Consider the following 18,191-nt stretch of genomic DNA (forward strand, 5'->3'; position numbering starts at 1 on the left):
GTTTGGCGAAGCCGATTATCAAAAGCAGGTATCGTCTTATGTTGTTTAGGAATATTTCTCTTTCCTTTACCAGGATCACTTGCTTTACTTTCGTATTTGATCCTTCAGGAATACTATGAAAAAAAATCGTCAAAGTTGATGATACTTACCTTTGGTTTTTTCCTAATTGTGGTAAGTATTTTTTATTTGAATCAGAAACAAATGAGTCGAAGTTCAATCGGCTTATTAAGCCTGATCTATACCCAACTCATTGCAAACCAAGATGGTTTTGCAAGTATGGTGGCATACGTTACAGCTGACGGATATTTCCGAGAACATTTCCTGCCGTCAGTGATTCAATGGATTTGCGGGATCAATCTATTTGGTTGGGGTATCGGAGTGATGATCGTCAGTTTCGGGCTACTATTACAGAAAAGTTCTTCAGAAATTCTCATGCACGAAACAGTCAAGCAGGAAACAAGAAGAGAAGTTATGTTGAATAGTCGAGGTGGGATCAACTTTAAAGACAAGGGGCACGTTGGTGCTTTCGGATCTACTCGTACAGGGAAGACAGCTACTATTTTGCATTATATCGAACAGTCGATTCGTGAAGGACAATTTACCGTTGTGATCGACGGTAAAGGGGGGACTTCAAACTACGATTTGAATATAGTCACCGAAAAATTGGCTAAAAAATATAACCGAAAGCTATATGTGATTAACCAATCAGAGATTTCAAAAACGAATCCGTGTAATCCGTTTAAAGGCATAACGGAGACAGAATTAAAAGATTTACTGTCTAGTTTAACCGAGTGGTCCGAAGAGCATTATCGAATTCAAGCACTTACTTACTGGCAAGTGATGGGACGTGTCATGAGAGCTGCCGACATTCAGTATAGCTTCCAAAGTATTATCAAGTATTCTGATCCCTCAAATTTCAAAAACTTAATTGAAGGACTGTATAGTCAAGACATTATTTCTAAGGAATTGTACAGTAGAGCGAAACAAGTATTAGCTTCTTGTAAAGATACTGTGGTCCAAGCGATCGGTCGTTTGGCGATTTTTAACGATGGAGACGGCCGCTATCTTTTTGGACAAGATGGTTTCACTTTACGCCAGGCATATGAGGAAGACGCAGTCGTTGTCGTGTACTTAAATGAATTCAAATACAGTGATTTTGCACGAAGCCTAGGAAAGCTGGTTGTTGCAGAGTATAAATTGTTTTTGAGTCAAAAAGCTGAAAGAGACGACCAAACAGAAGCTTTACTGGTAATGGATGAATTGGGTGTTTATGTTGATGAATCCTTTGAAGCTTTACTGAATAGAACCGCGTCCTTTAGCGTAAAAACTATCGTAGCTATGCAGGTAATCGCTGATGTAAATAAAGTTTCAGAAGAATTAACGAAACAGATTCTTGGTAATCTAACCAATTTTGTCATTCTACGTACAGATGATGATACAGCAAATGAATTATCAAAATTCATTGGAACAGAAAAACAAGTGAAGCAAACCAGTCGTAGCAATGAGGAAGGAAACACAGGAGAAAGTTCGAATAATGTGGTAGACGAATTTGTGATCAATCCAAATAAGATCAAGCGGCTTCCTAATCTTCATGGGTATTATTATTCTCACAATCGCCCAGGAGAACCCTCGAAATTTGTTACAACCTTTGTAAAAACTGGAAAGGAGAAGCCGACTAAAGAAAATGAGCGCAAAATTCATAAGAAAAAACCTGAAAGAATTGTTCTATCAAAAAAATAATCTGAATTGGGGCTTATTTGTCTTCAGTTTGGCGTTATTAGTTGGCTCCTCGTGGATCGTAACGTCCGCAGCTAACCATTTTTTTGGTGTCCTACCATTTGAAAATATCGCGCGTTCAGCAAGTCTCTTCAGTTTGATCGGAAGCATTACATGGGTACCGGTGATCGAGGAAATGATTTTTAGGAAATACCTAGTATCACTGCTACAAAAGATATTTTCTTGGAAAATAAGTGCAGGAATTTCTAGTTTCGTGTTCGCCATTCTTCATGGGCAAACGAACTTTTTGCCCTTTTTAATAAATGGACTCATTTATTCATGGACCATGAAAAAAAGTGGAACGATCGTTATGCCAATTCTGCTTCACATGGCGTATAACCTAATTGCAATAAAAACACAAATATAGTAAGGAGGACACCAAAATAGTGGTAAGGAAGGAGAAAACAATATTCAGTCAGCGATTATCCTCTCTTAGAGAAGAACGATATTTGACGCTGAGTGATATCAGTGAGCTTTTTGATCCGCCTGTAAGTAAAAGTACGGTCAGTAATTGGGAAAATGGTCATATGTATCCCAAGGGCCAACGGCTGATCGTTCTGTGTGATTTTTACAATGTAAGCATTGACTACCTGTACGGTCGTACAGATAGTCGAAAAATGAATAAAGAGGAGCGGATACAATCATGTACGAATACAAATTAATAGAAAAACTAAAATCAATCTATTGGCCGGGATTTTTATTAGAAAGCAGCAACGTGGTCGCACTCAAGATACTTATTGTTTTGTGTACACTTCTTATAGCATCTAATGGTACGACAATAAAAGAAGAGCTCATTTCATTTGCTTCTATGAATGATCTATCGTTAAATGGAGAGCTAGTGAGCGTTGAGTCTTTGAATAATGGTATTAATCTGATACTATTTTCGTCTATTTTCTATCTATCAGCATTTTTAACAGTTTTCTTGATGATTCGAATACAGGGAAATCCAAACATGAAAATGAATGGACCAATGAAGATTTGCCTAATTTTAATTGTTTCATCCGGACTAGTTAGAGCTTCTTACCAGGGTTCTGAAAGTATGTTTATGATCGGAATTGTTATCTGCTTATTGATTATGATATCTGTAAAAGTCAACACAGTAATCTTATGGCGTAAATACTTGAAGCCGCTTGTTAGAGCAAATACGGTTTGGGATCTGCCAGGAAGACTAGAAAATATAACCGAGGAGATTTCCGATGACCGCGTAGCCCTTTTTGCTTGTCTTTTTCGGAGCTATTTACCAGATAATGGTGTGATTATTTTAGAATCTTTACAAAGAAATGAGAGTCTGTCTTGTCAGTGGCTGGAAGTAACCTATCGATTAAAAAATTCGAATCGACGTTTAAAAAAAAGTGATTGACATACCTGACTTAAAGAAAGCGAATGACATTCCTGATGAAAGTCCAAGTAACTAAATAATGACACCTGATCTATTACTAAGAGAAGCACAAATTTTTCTTCTCTTCAGGTGGATTTTTTTTTGTTGCCCCGACACTCCGACCGCCTCCACCGCTTACGGGGCAACAAAAAAAGGAAAGACAAGCTTTCCCTTTTCGGCGTTTATGTGGTTTTTTCAGCGCTACCATGGTATAATAAGTATGTAAAGAGGAGTTGCGTCAACAACTCCCCAATGACAGCACCGTTTAAAGAACGGTGACAGATTAAGTTATTTTAAAAAATAAGCCGACCTCTGCTAAAGTGACGGCTTATTTTTTGTCGTTTCTAAGCATTTTCACAATCAGACTGATCAAAGCAATGGTAAACATACCAAAGCCAAGGATGGTCTGAATTGTTTCATATGCAGACAAAAGGCTTCTCCTTTCATAAGATTTTGTGAGTATTTTCATACGCACCACCTTCTTTCAAGGATTCGCCACCGTCGATTAAACTTTACTGTCACCTACTATTATACCATATGAACCAGTCTAAATCCTTAATTCTAAGGCATTTGGACTGGTTTTTTCTTTGCTGCATAGAGGTATTTCTTCCTTCGCTCCAACCACCACCGCCGCTACGGAAGAAGCCATGTGATCACTTCTAAAAAGGTCAAAATACTAGAAAGAGGGCGATTAAATGATTCAAACTAAGTATGTAAATTTTTCGGAAGATGGGACAATCATACAAGGAACATTGAGAAGAATAGAACGGATTAGTAGAGTACCTTGTCTATATGAACAAAATATTATTGAGTTTAATACGCAAGATCGTGAACACTTTCAAACAACAATAAAGAATATTTTATTATTTAGCAAATCTGAAGAGGAGTGTGTATATGAAATAACAAATTCGAAAATATTTGAGAATAGCGCTTCTTCACCTCTTGATCTAATCAATCATATGACGACTAAAATTATCCACACACTAAAAAAATGGGATTATCAGCTTATATTCATAACAATAACTGAAGAGACCAATCGAAGAAAATTACTAGATTTTCTGAGAAATGAATGTCTTGCATTCAAGTTGATCCTGATTATCAATCAATCCACTGAAAGTATATTACCGATAATTCAAAAAAATCTTACGAATACACAATCCATAGTTAATGTTGTAGGGTATCGCGAATACTATGATGAAAATTTTGATTTAATTGATCAGATATACAAAGTTATTAAGTATAGAATCATGATATAATGAATAAAAAAGGATAATTATATGGTTCAGAAATTTTATGCTTATTACAAAGGAAAGCCGATTAACGCCTATAAGGGTCTTAAACTAAAATTTGATAGGAAAATTTCTGTAAAAAAAGAATTAGCAGAAATATTTGATTCACCAAATAAAAAAATAGCGAAGCCTGTATTCCCCAAAGCAGGTAAGTACTTACCTTTCTATTCCTACTATAAAGATTCTGGAACAACTCCTCAGACTTCTGGTGAAGGGAAGAATTTTACAATAGCGCATGTACTGTTTAAATCGATTTTTGCTGATTTGAAAGAATTTACAATTCAGCAAGGAAACAACGATGCTATATCAGTCAGCGTAAAAAAATGTTATCCAGAATACAGAGTGAAGATATCTGAAAACAATGAACGAATTATTGAAATATTGTATACATTGGAAAAAACTTTTCCTTATAGTTACTATTACAAATGGAATGGATGTCTTGCTGTTGAAATATCACGAACCAATCGAATTGAAAAGACCAAGGTAGATGACTTAGAAGGAAAAGGGATCCAAATATTTGAAGTACCTGTACCCAAAGATGTGGTAGAAGGTTTGAACTATAAAGAAAAATATCTGACAAAAAATGATAAAAGTAAAATTATGTCAGAAACGGAGTTTGAATCATTATATAAAAAATACAGTTATCTTTATACATCCACTAACTTTATCGCTTATGGTAAATTTCTTGGAACTGCAGAATATCTAACTCCCATATGGAAAGAAAGGTACATGGAAATGAACAAGTACGAAGAACAGCTATCTCAATTGAAATCAGATATCGAAGAACAGCAAAGCAAGTGCAATAAAATGGAATTATCCATACAAGAAAAAATAAATGAATTAACAGAATTGAATAATAATATTAAAGAGGCTGAACATGTGTTAGGTGACATTGAAAAGTTAAAAAATGACAATGCTCGACTTAATGATTTATTGGCCCAAGAAAAGCAAGACAACCAAAATATCTCAATGGACTTGAAACAGACCAAGAAAGACCTAAAAAAATGTGAAGGGTATTCTCAAGAGCTATTGGAAAATAAAAAGTTCTCTAAAATAAAGAATCAAATTAAAGTGATCGTTAACAAAATAAATGGCAATTAAACAGCTGAATAGGCTGTTTTTTTGTTCATTAAAAACGGTAAAAATACTTTTCTCCAAATAAGGTCAAAAGAATCAAAACAAAGTACAAGTAATAAGAGAAGCGGAACCTCATTGACAAGCAATGATTTCCGCAGGGCGTAAGATTCCGATGCCGGAATCTTTTTTAGATTGTATTGACTGTCAGAGCGCAACGGATTTGTTTCATTCCTGTTTCTTGGTTTCGCGCCTATCGAGCAGCTGCTATCGGTTTGGCGAGAGTGCTTATACACCTTCCGCATTCAGAAAAAGAAGGGGCGGAAAAACTTTTGCAAAGAACACAAAACTTTTTCCTACAGCACTCCCTTTTTTTCTACCTGCTACAGGTGTAAGGGCTAAGCACGCCAACCCGCTATCAGCTTCAGCTCGAAATGATCGATATCAACCAACAAAGAAAGGAGAATTCTAAACAAATCGTTGCAGACAGTCAATACAATCAAATTTTTTCACCACCCACAAATCGCTTAACTGAAATGAACTTGTCAGGAACAAAAACCGACCAATAAGGAGAGATTCACATGGAAATTACCGCAGTAAATATCAAAAAGAGTTTGAGAGAGCAAGGAATTGATACGAAAAAGGTACGCATTCGGGTTGAAATGGTGGGCTACGGTAGCACTTCTATCAAAGTAAAATTACATGATTTAACGCTTGAAACTGAAAAAGTTCGTCACGAAATCCAAAAACGGTGGGGGAGCATTCGCTATGACGAAAAAGTACAAGGTGAGATTTTAGAAGGCTGTAATACGTACGTGTTTTGCGATTATGATGATGATGTTATAGAGCAAGCGATTCAAGCGAGATATGCGCAAGCAGAAACTATTTATCAACAGTTAGAGCAGTTAGACACATACGATGGTGAACAAATATTTGAAACTGAAACGATGAGAGCCGTTGCCTTTTTCAAAGACAAATCAATTTCATTGATGATGAAAGACCGGTCTAGTGATATTCGTTACCGAAGACATACGTTAAACAGTGTTTACGATTTAGCCCATGCCCTTGTTTTCCTCGAAACGATCGGACATTTTGGGGAACTCTAAGCCAAAGAATCAGGAAAGGAATGATTGAAATGCCAATTAATTGGATAGAGTTGGGCGAAAAATATACGTTGACCGAATTAGAGGGAATCAAGCAGGCAATCGAATCATTGAAGGACTTACACAAAGAACAGCACCAAGACAAGGAAAAGGAGGTATACGAAAGGGTTTCATAACCCTTTCGTACAAAAGAAAAATGAAAATCAATGACGGTAAAAAATATAAATTTAAAACTTCATTTGTCTTTCAGGAAGAAGAAATTTTACAGGAGGACATTATCGGAATCAACGATATCGAGTTACCAGTAGCCTATTGCGACGTGTATCGTGAAGATGAATATGGTATGAAACGGCTCAGAACGATTGAAATCAACTTGGCACGCTTAAAACAATCGATCGATTTTGAGAGTGAAGCGACTTATTACGGTGAGTGTGAAGAATGTCGCTACATGTTAAACGAATACCCAAGCGGTGCTTGGGGCGTTGGGTACGTTTGCGCACCTTGTGCAAAAAAACTAAGAGGTGAATATGAACTTTGACAGCTAAATATACGCCAACAAATCAAGAAGGAAGGTCTGAAAGTCAAAACCTTGGGCGTGGGTTACCAATCCACGCCGAGGGTTCGGCTGAAGACGAAGAACTATTTTTAGAATTGTTACAAAAAATGCAAGAAGAACACCCAGAAGATGACTAAAAATAAAGTAGATGAAAAGAGGAAATAATTATGATCAACAATATAACTTTAGTAGGACGCTTAACGAAAGACCCAGAATTGCGCTACACAGCTAACGGTACAGGGGTAGCGACGTTTACCCTTGCCATCAATCGAAACTTTACCAACCAAGCCGGAGAGCGTGAAGCAGACTTCGTTCAGTGTGTGATTTGGAGAAAGCCAGCGGAAACACTTGCTAATTATGCTCGCAAGGGAACATTACTAGGAGTGACCGGACGAATCCAAACACGTTCTTATGACAACCAACAAGGACAGCGTGTTTATGTAACTGAAGTTGTAGCAGAGAATTTTCAATTGTTGGAATCTAAGGCAACAAGCGAACAACGACAAAGCACACAAGCAAGTCAACCCACTCAGCAAGCCAATCGTCAGAATTACAACGAGCCATTAACATCCGGTTTCCCAAGTGATAGCGACATGCCAGCAGTCGCACCAGTAGGAGCCACGTTAGACGTTTCAGATGATGATTTGCCATTTTAAAGCAGAACAAGGAGGTCAGCCGCTTCGGCGGTTGACCTAGTACATAAAAAATGAAGGAACAAGAGAAGCGGAACCTCCTTGCTAAAGCAATGAGATCCGCAGGTGGAAAGATTCCGTACCGGAATCTTGGTTAGATTTGAAGAAATATCAGGGCGTTGGGCATTTGTTTCACTCCTGTTCGTTGTTTCGACCATCGATCATGCTGCTATCGGGTTGGCTAGTTCGCTTATACACCAGCGCCAGTCAGAAAAAAAGGGGCGAAAAAACTTTTGCAAAGATCACAAAACTTTTTTCTACAGCATTCCCTTTTTTTCTGCCTATCACCGGTGTAAGTTCTAAGCACGCCAAACCGCTATCAGCTATGCTCGAATGTCCGAGATCAACAACGAAGAAAGGAGAAATAAAAACAAATGCCCAATGACATTTCTTAAAATCAAAACTTTTCGCCACCCACAAATCGCTTAACTCAAATGGATTTGTAAAGACAAAAAACAAAAAATGGAGGAGATTTCAAATGGAATTTATCACAAATAACGCAATGATTGTTACGGCACTACCAAGCTTCAAAAAAGAGGTGAAGAAGGCACACGGCTTTGCTCAAGCATTGTTTGGGGGTTCAGTCACAACGATAGTAACAAATCCAATCGGTTATCAGACATTTTTTATCAGTATGACTGGTGCGTTGGAAGGAAGTGACCAATACAAGGAATTTGAAAGTAAAAGAGGAGAATTCACTGAATTCATTGTTAGTTTTGGTTTTGAAGACGATTCTAATCTTTTCCAATTAATCGATGTTTCGTACAACGAAGTGGGAAAAATCGCGATTGATAACAGCTTGTAAGAGGACAAAAAATTGTCAACCGCTTCGGCGGTTGACTGATATTTCTAAAAAGGAGACGTGATACAGATGGCTGAAGAGTTAACTTACTATGATAAAAAGTATGACCGAGGGTGGTATCGAAACGGTAAGAGGTACCGATTTTTGTATATAGTCGCAATCGGTAATGTCGCAAAGTACCAAACAAAAACCGCCTATCTAAGAAATTGGGAAACGATGTCGTGCGAGAATCTAGAATTACATGAAGAATGGTTTAAAGAAGCCGAATATTTAGGATTAGATTTGCCATTTGATTAATTTATTTTCTGATACGCAGGAAAAAGAGTGTAAAACCAACTGAAATTATTGGAGGAAAACATGAAAGACAAGCGAAACTATCGAAAAATGATCACTACGAAATTACAGAGTCTAGCAGGAAAACAAAATATCTCTACCGTTTTCTTCGATTGGGTGCATATGATGGCTTATGCTTTTTCAAACAGTGTGGATAAAGGTCAGTACGAGGAGCGAGAAGCCGCCTATTTAGCGACTGTTGTCAAATATACGAGGGAAGAAGCTTTTCTGCTTACGGACTGCTTAGGATTGCTTAGAATGGCGTTTGAATACAAAGTGCAAGATTGGCTAGGTGCAATTTACATGGAATTAAACATAAACAGTAAAAATGCAGGTCAATTTTTTACTCCTTCTCATATCGCAGAATTGATGGCTAGAATGACTTTTACCAACAATGAGCCGTTATTAGAGGAAAAGGGATGGATTGGCTACTATGAGCCATGTGTAGGTGCTGGTAGCATGATTCTTGCTTTTGCGGTCGCAATGGAAAGCGGTGGCTATAATTACCAAACACAGCTAAGAGTGCAGTGTGAAGATATTGACGAAAATTGCTTGCTGATGGCTTATGTTCAGCTTTCATTATGTGGGATCAACGCCGTATGCAAAGTGAAAAATTCCATGTCGGGTGAGGAAACCTCTACTTGGTACACACCGTTTCACATTATAAATCCCGCTTGGATCACGAGGAAGAAGCAGGAGCCAGCAACTGCACCAAAAAGAATACAAAAAAAGGAACCAGACGTTTGGGTCATTCCTGAATGTGCTGAACAACTCGCCTTGTTTTAATTGATTTTACGGAAAGAAGAAGGGCGCAAGGCTTCCTTATTCTTTGCCAAAATCTAAATTAAATCAAACTGGAGGAAATCAAGATGAAACTAAAGATTTTTGACATTGATTATGAAGAAATGTATCTAGCGATCGACAAATTAGAGAATGGAGAATCTTTGTCCGACCAGGATAGAAAGAACTTGTTGAAAATTGTTAAAAACGCTGAAGGGAGCGTGTTTCCAAACAGAAAAGATTATAAACAGCAACAACAGCGGAGGAAGCAAATAGGTGAGTTGGAGGAGCAAGAAAGGAAAGAACGACAAGAGCAGGGCTTAGAGTACATTAGAAGCGTTTCTCAGCAACAGATTGTAGATAAGATGTCTTTTCTTGTTAAAGATTCTGAAGACTTTGAAAGTAACTGGTACTAGGAAGGAGGAGTTATTTTGAATGCAAAAAGAAGAAAATCTCTGAAGGAGATTTTCGAGCAAGTAAGCGAATTAAAAAATCAATTAGAAAACTTAAATAGCAGTTATACTCGTATAATATCCACTTATGCCATTTATCGATATAAAATCTATACCATTTAAAACGAAAAATGACAATAGATTTATTAATTTTCTTTTTAAATGGAAAAAATTATTCTAATTATTTGGTGTCATTACCAATTTGTATTTACAATGAAAAATCAAGTCAAAATAAGGGTATAAGTTTCTTACTGATTTTAAAAATAGAATGCCTAGAAAATCTTTGTTCTGGACACTTTTTTTCATGTACTTGATTAGTAAGACTTGCTCTTTCTTTAAAGAATTGTGATTCAGATTCTTAATTGTATAGAGATAAGTTCGTTCATTTAAATTTTTTAAACATATTACTATACAAAAAATAAAATGGCCTATTTATAAAGTGTTTTTACTTACTTCTCACTTTTAGGATTAGTGCCGCTCTATTTTTGAGGGGTTTCTTATGAAATTATAGGATCATGATAGAGACTTGAAGATTGCTTCCATGAAGTTTCTTATTTATAATACTCTTTTTTGGATTGATTAAAGACCGTATGATGGAGTATATCTTGTGCTTCTTCCAAAGATAAATCGGTTGTCAACCAAAAGTCAATAAATCCACATATTCCACTAGAAAAATAGACAACTAAGGGAATATTAGGACTAACGTTGAATGGTTTGGTATGTTCTATCATTGATTCAACCATGGTATGACTAAGGCATCTTAAAAAGTTCATCTGGTTTTGTTTCAAAAGAATACTGACAACTTTTTTATTTCTGTCAATTGCTTGAAGTATTTGATCAGTATACTTTCTGGACTCATTTTCACCAATTTTGTTTAGAGATTTGACAACGGGCTGGCAACTTTGCTGGATATTATCAGTGATTTCACGGACAATACTGCTTAATAAATGTTCTTTTGTTTCATAATGTAAATAAAATGCATTGCGTGAACAATCTGCTAGCTGACAAATCTCAGTAACCTTGATTTCCGCGTAAGATTTAGTTTCTAGTAATTCCAAAAATGCCTCTCTAATTATGCGTTCGCTTCTAGCAAACCGTTTATCTTGTTTCATTTTTCTCCTTGTTCGGTGACATTACTAACTATTATGTCACATAAATGACATTTTTCGTCAATTTGACTCTTGTGAAATTTAAGAGACAGATGTAACTTAAATATAAATGAATGATAAAGAGGTGTCAACTATGGTAAAAAGCGTTACGGAAGTTTTAGGAATAAAAAAACCGATTATCCAGGGTCCTATGAGTTGGCTGACAAATGGTGAATTTGTTGGTGCAATAAGTAAGACTGGAGCTTTAGGAGTATTGGGGATAAATGCTGGTCAAACAGAAGCCGCAACCACGATTGATAAAACGATTGAAAATATGCGAAAGGAAGTACGAATTGCCAAAAGTATTACGAATAACCCAATCGGAATTAATGTTGTTCCAATGGTTGAAGGATTTGATATGTATACGCAACCTATGCTTGAAATGATGGTTGAAGAAGGTGTTGAAGTTGCTGTTATGGTGGGGCAATTTTCAAAAGAATGGACGCAAAAGTTTAAAGCAAATGGTATTAAAATTGTTTATCGTGGGGCTCCAACTGTTGAGGACACTAATGTAGCAATAGAAGGTGGTGCTGATGTAATCGTAGCAACAGGTTTCGACGAGGGTGGGACAGTTCCAGATCAAGTTATTGGCACGTTTTCAATAGTACCTTTAATAGTTGATGTAGTGAAGGGAAGAGTGCCTGTATTAGCAGCCGGAGGGATTACAGATGCTCGAACGGCAAAAGCAGCGCTAGCATTAGGAGCGGATGGTATTTTTTCTGGAACCGCATTTCTAGCATCAAAAGAATCTCCATTAGCTGATAATATAAAACATCAATTAATATCGTCGAATGCAACTGATATGTTATTGTATCGGACTGTTCCAGCTTATTATCGCTCTTTACCTGGGTTGCTTCCTTATAAATTAGTTGCAATGGATGAAGCAGGAGAAAGCCGAGAAGCTATTCTTCAGGCTTCTGGAGGGGGAAATGGAATGAGAGATGGAATGCTTTTTGGAAATCTAGAAAAAGGGTTTGCATCAGTCGGTCTAGGAATTTCAATGATCCATCAAATTAATCCTGTTAAAACAATTGTAGATCAATTTATGCAGGGAATAATGAATAGCTGATGTTGTTTTTTTGTTAGATAAACTAATAACAAAAAAGAAAAATCAGGTAATAGTTTTATTGCAATGAACTTTGCTTTTCCTTATACACAGAAATTGAGTTGACAACAAATAAAACGCCAAGCAAAAACTAGTGAATAGGTTTTGCTTGGCGTTTTTTTCAAATCATGTGATTAGGATCAAATGTCGAAGAGCCCTTATTTCTGTACACTCTTTTTAATTACCGTAATTTATATGTATTACTCTATTTTTGTGTTCATAAACTCGTAACTAAATCATTGTTCAATTAAAATTTAGATTTATGAGTATTAGGACAAATATTGTATGTGGTCAGAAACTTAATAGTTTTTGATCCTGTTTTAATTTAGACATTTTACTTCTTTGGGATATTTTTACTCATTAGAAACGGTGATCTTTTCAATATAGTTGAGTGTTACGAGAAAGGGGGGGATCTGCGATGTTGTTTGTAGTTATTCTGATTTTAGGAAATGTGATCGCAGGAGCGATTGCGGTCAATTAGTTAATCAGAAATATCAAGGAGCCATAAAGCATAGAACCTAAAAATAAATTTATATCACATTTTATAGCCGATTCCCCAAACCGTTTTGATATAAGAGGACTTCTTGTGGGTATCGTGCATTTTTTCCCGAAGGTTTCGAACGTGGACCATGATAGTATTATTGGAAGACGTGTAATATTTTTCGCCCCAAACCTCTTGAAACATTTCCTCAGAGCTTACCACTTGGCCTTTTCGCTCCATCAATAATTTTAAAATGGAAAATTCGATGGGCGTCAGGGAAAGTTCTTCTTCTTGCAAGAAACATTTTCGCTTATTGACATCTAATTCCAACTCTCTCACGATCAATTTGTTTTGATCTGAGCCGTTGTATTGGGTCGAGCGGCGTATCTGAGCTTTCACTCGAGCGATCACTTCCAACGGACGAAAGGGCTTCGTGATATAATCATCGGCACCAATTGTCAAACCAGTGATCTTATCGATCTCCTCAGATTTAGCTGTCAACATAATAATTGGGTAATGATGCTTCTTGCGGATGATTTTACAAAGGTCAAAGCCTGTGATATCTGGCAGCATGACATCAAGAATCGCCAAAGAAAAGCTGTTTTGCTCGATCTGTACCTGAGCTTCATGCCCATCTGCACAAGTGATGACAGAAAAATTTTCGTTTCGTAAATAAAAGGCAATCAAATCTGAAATTTCTTTTTCATCTTCAACTAAAAGTATCTTTTCCACTCGTATTGACCTTCCTTTTCAATTAACTGACTTTCTCGTTTTTTCATGTTGATTTGTCGCTAAAGGTAATGTGACGATCATTTGAATCTCATTGTTCTTGCTAGCAGCTCGGATCGTTCCCTGATGCGCCAAAATAATTTCTTTGGCGATCGCCAATCCGAGACCTGCTCCACCTGTCTTGGTTGAACGAGCTTGATCCAGACGATAAAATTTTTCAAATAATGCCTCCAATTGTTCTTGTTCGATCGGCTCACTTTGATTCGCTAGGATGAAAGTGGCTGCTTGTTCGTCTACGATTAGCTGCATTGTGATCGTGGTTTGATCAGGTGCATAGGCAATGGCATTTTTTAACAGATTGTTTAACACTCGCGCCAACTGTTCACTATCGGCTTCTAATTTCAAGCTCTCTGGTCCAGTGTAGCAGATGACTTGTTCTTTTTCTTTCAGCAGCGGATAGAATTCTTCTTGGATTTGCTTCAGTAAGAAGACGAAATCAAGTTCCCGTTGATACAATTGGATGTCTTGCAGATTAAAACGGGTGATGTCGAAAAATTCATTCATCAGCGTTTCCAAACGCTCAGACTTTTCTAAAGCAATCGTCAAGGATTGCGTCATTTGTTCATTGGTCAAGTTTTTCGTATCCAACAATAGATTGAGATAGCCAATCACTGAGGCTAAGGGAGTCTTCAAGTCATGAGCCAAATAGGTGATCAAGTCTTTGGTGCGCTGTGTTTCTTCCTTTAAAAGAGCTTCATTGCGGTTCATTGTATCTTTTATTCTTAATAATTCATGGTCAATGGACAGGCTACCAGTCGAACATTCCGCAGATTGAGAGAAAAAGAGCGGGATTCTTTCGGCAATCTTTGCAATTTTTTTCTTTGAATAATAGCGATAGATAAAATAGCAGATTAAGGAAACGGTAAAAACAAGAAATAGGGAGGATGCTAAAAACAGTTGCTTGAGGGGTTTTAAATCAAAAATTGTACCTAAAACCCTAGTGCCCTCACCTTTATCCGTTTCAACAACTTCTTGTATGACAAGGTTTGATACAAGATTATCTCTAACCGTTTGGACGATTCTGGTTTCTTTCAATAGCCATAAGGCTGCTACGAATAAACAGAGGGCAAACAAAGAAAAAACAAATGCCGATCGTTTGATATTCATAAAAAGCTCCTTTCAATGAAATATTCTTAATTATAGCAAAGAGGTAAGGATACAAATAGGTTTTAACTCTTAAGAATTCTTTATATGAAAGAAGGGTATTGATTACCAAGTTGATATTCTTAAGGAATCTTCAGATTATCTTAAGAGAATCGTTTTAAACGCTGCCTGATTTAATGATTAAATAAAGATGGTCAAACAATTAATCAATCAGGAAGGTGAAATATTTGAGAAAACACATAAAAAAATCAAAAAGGAGCATTCTGATCATTAGTGTTCTACTGATCATTGGTAGTTTAGGGTGGACAGGTACTTGGGCGTCTAATCGCCACGAGGAGCCTGTTATCACTCGCATATCTTTACAAGATTTACAGCCAAAAAATGATTTTCAATTAGTAGGGTCCATTGAGCCAGCAAAAACTGTTGAAGTAAAAGTAGATAGCAAGAGAGGCGCAGTCGTCGAAAGAAAAGTAGAGGCAGGGGATCAAGTCAAAGCAGGACAAGCCCTTTTTGTTTATTCCAACCCTGAGGGAGCCTTAGCCATTAAAGAAGCAGAACAGATAACGGCCAATCGTACGAGAGCTTTGGAACAAGCAAGGCGACAAACCAACCAAAAATGGGAGCAATACAATAAGGTAACCAATCAGTTGGAGGAGAATAAACAAAAACTCGCCGGTGCCGAAGAAGAGGACAAAGAAGCGCTAGAAGAACGCAAGACCGACTTGGAAATGCAGCAAAGTCAATTGTTGCTGGAAGCGCAAAATTTGGAAAGCAGCATTGGCGATGCCGAATTAGAGCTGGAACGGGCAGAATTAGAACTACGTTCAGTCAAAGAGCAGCATGGCTCAGATGTCGTGAATGCTGATATTGACGGAATCATTAAAGATGTGGATGAACGACAAATGAACATGAGTTCTGGTGAATCAGTTCCAGAAAATCCTTTCATGACAATTGTTGATACCAGTCGGCTTTTTTTAAAAGGAACTGTGGATGAATTTCGCCGCAATCAACTTGAGCCTGGTCAAAAGGTTGAACTTAGAGACCGTAATGGCGGTAGTCAGCGATGGACTGGAAAGATCACCCGAGTTGGGGATATGAAAGAGCCTTCCGTAGTGGTTGAAGAACAAGGCGCAAATCCCAATTTGTCGCAATTTCATTTTGAAGTTGTTTTAGATGAAAGTGAAGAGCCGCCTAGCATTGGTATTCATTGTTTTGTGGAACTGATTGAAGAAGATAAAAAGGAAGTCAAACTACCAAAATCATTTGTGTTAGATGAAGACGGAAGTTCGTTCATATATGTTATTGATAATCAGAGAATTAAAAAGATGAAAGTAGAGATTGGCGAAGATGAAACAGATGAAACCATGTATTTGTTAGAAAGTAAACTGGATATGCAACTGGAGCTTGTTTTTCCAAGAAACGGTATCAAAGAAGGAATGGATGTGAGATCAAATGATCCAGTTGATTGATGTTTACAAAAATTTCAAACAAGGAGCTGGAGAACTTCAAGTCTTGAAGAAGATCAACCTAACGATTGATCATGGCGAATTTGTTTCCATCATGGGACGATCAGGATCAGGCAAGTCTACTTTAATGAATATTATTGGCTGTTTGGATACACCGACAATGGGCAGCTACTTGCTTGATGGCAAGAACACCAGTCAGATGGAGGAAGATGATCTCTCTATGATCCGCAATCAAAAAATCGGCTTCGTGTTTCAAAATTTTGAACTGCTGCCGAAACTATCTGTTTTACAAAATGCTGCCTTACCGCTTTTGTATGCCGGTGTCAGTCAGGAAGAACGAACAAAACGAGCCATTTATGCATTGGAAAGTGTCGGGTTGAGTGATCGGATCGATTTTAGGATCAATCAGTTGTCTGGGGGACAAAAACAACGAGTGGCGATCGCTCGGGCATTAGCAGGAGAGGCAAATTTGATTTTAGCGGATGAGCCAACGGGATCCTTAGATACTGCCAATAGTCATGAAATTATGGCACTATTTTCGAAGCTGAATCATCTGGGAAAAACAGTTGTTTTAATCACTCACGAACAAGAGGTCGCGGACTATGCAAAACGCCAAATCGTTATAAAAGATGGGGAAATTGACGAGGAGGGAGAAAAATGATTGAACATATCCGCTTAGCCATCCAATCAATCTACCAGCATCGTTTGCGTTCACTCTTGACGATGCTAGGAATCATTGTCGGAATTGCCTCCATCATTTCCATTGTGAGCATCATCAATGGAAATACTGAAAACATGAAAAAGCAGCTGATTGGTGGTGATACTAACTCGATGCGGATCGAATATGACGCTAGAAGTGCTTTTTTAGCGGGCGAAAGCGGTAGAAATGATCGTTTGCCTGATTACGCCCCTCAACTATCAGAAGGAGATCTGCAACATCTACTGACCATTGCGCATGCGAAGAATGTCAGCTTATTCCATGAAGCCAATATGACTGTATATCAAAGAGATCAAAAAACAGACACGATAGTGCTAGGCATGGACAGTAGTTTCTTTGAGATATTACCGCATACGATCCTTGCAGGGAGAGCAATGACCGGAACCGAACTGCGTTCACAAAAACAAGTTGCCGTAATCACATCTGACCTCGCAGAAGTTTTTTTCAAGTATCAAAATCCTGTAAATCAATTGATCGAAATCAATGGCACACCATTTCGCATCGTTGGCGTAGCCGTTTCTGACACGGATCAATTATCAGGGAAATATGTCTTCATCCCTCGAGGCAGTCAAAGTATAGCTGAAGGAAAACTTAATCAAAAGCCAATAGTGCTTTTTCAGGCGTCAAATGCTGAAGACTTAGAATCAGCGGTCTTACAAGCCAGCCATGAATTAACCAAGCATATTCCGCCTTCGGATTTTGTTTTTTCTATTCGCAACTATGATGAAGTCAAGAAAATGACTGATGATATCAATCGATCGAATATGATTTTACTGGGGGGAATTGCCAGCATTTCCTTACTCGTCGGTGGGATCGGGGTGATGAATACGATGCTGGTCAGTGTGACAGAGCGTACCAGAGAGATCGGTTTGAAGAAAGCCTTAGGTGCGAAACGTAAAGTGATTTTGCAGCAATTTTTAACGGAAGCGATCGTTTTATCGGTGATTGGTGGATTGATTGGGATCTTTGTGGGCATGCTCATCAGTCTGATCGCTTTGAATCTGTTAAATTATCCTATGACGATCTCATTGTTATCGATTTTGATCAGTGTGTCATTTTCGATGTTGATTGGTACAATTTTTGGCTACTTACCAGCCTATAAGGCGTCGAAATTAAAACCGATCGAAGCATTACGCTATGAATAA

Annotated in this window: 23 protein-coding genes; 19 read left to right on the forward strand and 4 right to left on the reverse strand. The window is 37.6% G+C overall.

Annotated features, from left to right (window positions below):
- Window positions 1-201 precede the first annotated feature (201 nt).
- From IGI96_RS11400 to IGI96_RS11415, 4 genes are read left to right on the forward strand one after another with little or no spacing between them, the layout of a single operon-like run.
- Window positions 202-1,740 (forward strand): type IV secretory system conjugative DNA transfer family protein, encoded by a 1,539-nt coding sequence (locus tag IGI96_RS11400; RefSeq protein ID WP_438785165.1) that lies wholly within the window; start codon window positions 202-204, stop codon window positions 1,738-1,740.
- Window positions 1,685-2,143: a lysostaphin resistance A-like protein gene (locus tag IGI96_RS11405; protein WP_438785166.1), complete on the forward strand. Its 459-nt coding sequence runs from the start codon at window positions 1,685-1,687 to the stop codon at window positions 2,141-2,143. Before IGI96_RS11400 ends, IGI96_RS11405 begins: the two co-directional genes overlap by 56 nt.
- Window positions 2,144-2,162: 19 nt before the next feature.
- Window positions 2,163-2,438, forward strand: a complete 276-nt coding sequence (locus IGI96_RS11410) for a helix-turn-helix domain-containing protein (RefSeq protein WP_176324025.1) — start codon at window positions 2,163-2,165, stop codon at window positions 2,436-2,438.
- On the forward strand, window positions 2,420-3,136 hold the full coding sequence (locus IGI96_RS11415; RefSeq protein WP_086339239.1) for a hypothetical protein: 717 nt from the start codon (window positions 2,420-2,422) through the stop codon (window positions 3,134-3,136). Before IGI96_RS11410 ends, IGI96_RS11415 begins: the two co-directional genes overlap by 19 nt.
- 346 nt (window positions 3,137-3,482) lie before the next feature.
- On the opposite strand, the gene pepG1 is transcribed toward IGI96_RS11415, so the two are convergent.
- A complete protein-coding gene (gene pepG1 / locus IGI96_RS11420) occupies window positions 3,483-3,623 on the reverse strand; it encodes a type I toxin-antitoxin system toxin PepG1 (RefSeq protein ID WP_086339240.1) in 141 nt (46 codons plus the stop codon).
- A gap of 226 nt (window positions 3,624-3,849) precedes the next feature.
- Between pepG1 and IGI96_RS11425 the strand changes: the two genes are divergently transcribed.
- From IGI96_RS11425 to IGI96_RS11475, 11 genes are all read left to right on the forward strand, one after another.
- Window positions 3,850-4,410 carry a hypothetical protein gene (locus tag IGI96_RS11425; protein ID WP_086339241.1) on the forward strand — a complete coding sequence of 187 codons (561 nt, stop codon included), beginning with the start codon at window positions 3,850-3,852 and terminating at the stop codon, window positions 4,408-4,410.
- Between the two features lie 21 nt (window positions 4,411-4,431).
- On the forward strand, window positions 4,432-5,544 hold the full coding sequence (locus IGI96_RS11430) for a hypothetical protein (RefSeq protein WP_086339242.1): 1,113 nt from the start codon (window positions 4,432-4,434) through the stop codon (window positions 5,542-5,544).
- A 554-nt stretch (window positions 5,545-6,098) separates the two neighbouring features.
- Entirely contained in the window at window positions 6,099-6,623 is a 525-nt protein-coding gene (locus IGI96_RS11435; protein WP_086339243.1) for a hypothetical protein, read from the forward strand.
- A 29-nt stretch (window positions 6,624-6,652) separates the two neighbouring features.
- Window positions 6,653-6,796 carry a hypothetical protein gene (locus tag IGI96_RS11440; protein WP_176324026.1) on the forward strand — a complete coding sequence of 48 codons (144 nt, stop codon included), beginning with the start codon at window positions 6,653-6,655 and terminating at the stop codon, window positions 6,794-6,796.
- Window positions 6,797-6,816: 20 nt separating this feature from the next.
- Window positions 6,817-7,158, forward strand: coding sequence for a hypothetical protein (locus tag IGI96_RS11445; protein ID WP_086339244.1), 342 nt, complete (start codon window positions 6,817-6,819; stop codon window positions 7,156-7,158).
- The gene (locus IGI96_RS11450; RefSeq protein WP_176324027.1) at window positions 7,155-7,313 is read left to right on the forward strand and encodes a hypothetical protein; all 159 of its coding nucleotides are present in this window, start codon (window positions 7,155-7,157) and stop codon (window positions 7,311-7,313) included. The genes IGI96_RS11445 and IGI96_RS11450 overlap by 4 nt, the downstream gene beginning before the upstream one ends.
- A 30-nt stretch (window positions 7,314-7,343) precedes the next feature.
- Window positions 7,344-7,832: a single-stranded DNA-binding protein gene (gene ssb, locus IGI96_RS11455; protein ID WP_086339245.1), complete on the forward strand. Its 489-nt coding sequence runs from the start codon at window positions 7,344-7,346 to the stop codon at window positions 7,830-7,832.
- A gap of 514 nt (window positions 7,833-8,346) precedes the next feature.
- Window positions 8,347-8,673, forward strand: coding sequence for a hypothetical protein (locus IGI96_RS11460; protein WP_086339246.1), 327 nt, complete (start codon window positions 8,347-8,349; stop codon window positions 8,671-8,673).
- A 141-nt stretch (window positions 8,674-8,814) separates the two neighbouring features.
- Window positions 8,815-8,967 (forward strand): hypothetical protein, encoded by a 153-nt coding sequence (locus tag IGI96_RS11465; protein ID WP_254907902.1) that lies wholly within the window; start codon window positions 8,815-8,817, stop codon window positions 8,965-8,967.
- A 60-nt stretch (window positions 8,968-9,027) separates the two neighbouring features.
- Window positions 9,028-9,789, forward strand: a complete 762-nt coding sequence (locus IGI96_RS11470) for an N-6 DNA methylase (RefSeq protein WP_086339247.1) — start codon at window positions 9,028-9,030, stop codon at window positions 9,787-9,789.
- An 83-nt stretch (window positions 9,790-9,872) separates the two neighbouring features.
- Window positions 9,873-10,199, forward strand: a complete 327-nt coding sequence (locus tag IGI96_RS11475; RefSeq protein ID WP_086339248.1) for a hypothetical protein — start codon at window positions 9,873-9,875, stop codon at window positions 10,197-10,199.
- Between the two features lie 587 nt (window positions 10,200-10,786).
- On the opposite strand, the gene IGI96_RS11480 is transcribed toward IGI96_RS11475, so the two are convergent.
- Complete coding sequence (locus IGI96_RS11480; protein WP_086338320.1) at window positions 10,787-11,347, reverse strand: TetR/AcrR family transcriptional regulator; 561 nt, start codon at window positions 11,345-11,347, stop codon at window positions 10,787-10,789.
- Window positions 11,348-11,477: 130 nt separating this feature from the next.
- Between IGI96_RS11480 and IGI96_RS11485 the strand changes: the two genes are divergently transcribed.
- The gene (locus IGI96_RS11485) at window positions 11,478-12,452 is read left to right on the forward strand and encodes an NAD(P)H-dependent flavin oxidoreductase (RefSeq protein ID WP_086338319.1); all 975 of its coding nucleotides are present in this window, start codon (window positions 11,478-11,480) and stop codon (window positions 12,450-12,452) included.
- 571 nt (window positions 12,453-13,023) lie between these two features.
- Here the strand turns inward: IGI96_RS11485 and IGI96_RS11490 are convergent.
- On the reverse strand, window positions 13,024-13,701 hold the full coding sequence (locus IGI96_RS11490) for a response regulator transcription factor (protein WP_086338318.1): 678 nt from the start codon (window positions 13,699-13,701) through the stop codon (window positions 13,024-13,026).
- An 18-nt stretch (window positions 13,702-13,719) separates the two neighbouring features.
- On the reverse strand, window positions 13,720-14,865 hold the full coding sequence (locus IGI96_RS11495) for a sensor histidine kinase (RefSeq protein ID WP_086339249.1): 1,146 nt from the start codon (window positions 14,863-14,865) through the stop codon (window positions 13,720-13,722).
- Window positions 14,866-15,080: 215 nt separating this feature from the next.
- Here IGI96_RS11495 and IGI96_RS11500 point away from each other — a divergent pair, with 215 nt between their 5' ends.
- From IGI96_RS11500 to IGI96_RS11510, 3 genes are read left to right on the forward strand one after another with little or no spacing between them, the layout of a single operon-like run.
- Window positions 15,081-16,331: an efflux RND transporter periplasmic adaptor subunit gene (locus IGI96_RS11500; RefSeq protein WP_254907903.1), complete on the forward strand. Its 1,251-nt coding sequence runs from the start codon at window positions 15,081-15,083 to the stop codon at window positions 16,329-16,331.
- Window positions 16,315-16,989, forward strand: a complete 675-nt coding sequence (locus IGI96_RS11505; protein ID WP_086339250.1) for an ABC transporter ATP-binding protein — start codon at window positions 16,315-16,317, stop codon at window positions 16,987-16,989. Before IGI96_RS11500 ends, IGI96_RS11505 begins: the two co-directional genes overlap by 17 nt.
- Window positions 16,986-18,191: an ABC transporter permease gene (locus tag IGI96_RS11510; RefSeq protein WP_086339251.1), complete on the forward strand. Its 1,206-nt coding sequence runs from the start codon at window positions 16,986-16,988 to the stop codon at window positions 18,189-18,191. The genes IGI96_RS11505 and IGI96_RS11510 overlap by 4 nt, the downstream gene beginning before the upstream one ends.

It is taken from the genome of Enterococcus sp. DIV0421 (genome assembly GCF_051713745.1).
In the GTDB taxonomy this organism is placed as follows: Bacteria; Bacillota; Bacilli; order Lactobacillales; family Enterococcaceae; genus Enterococcus_D; species Enterococcus_D casseliflavus.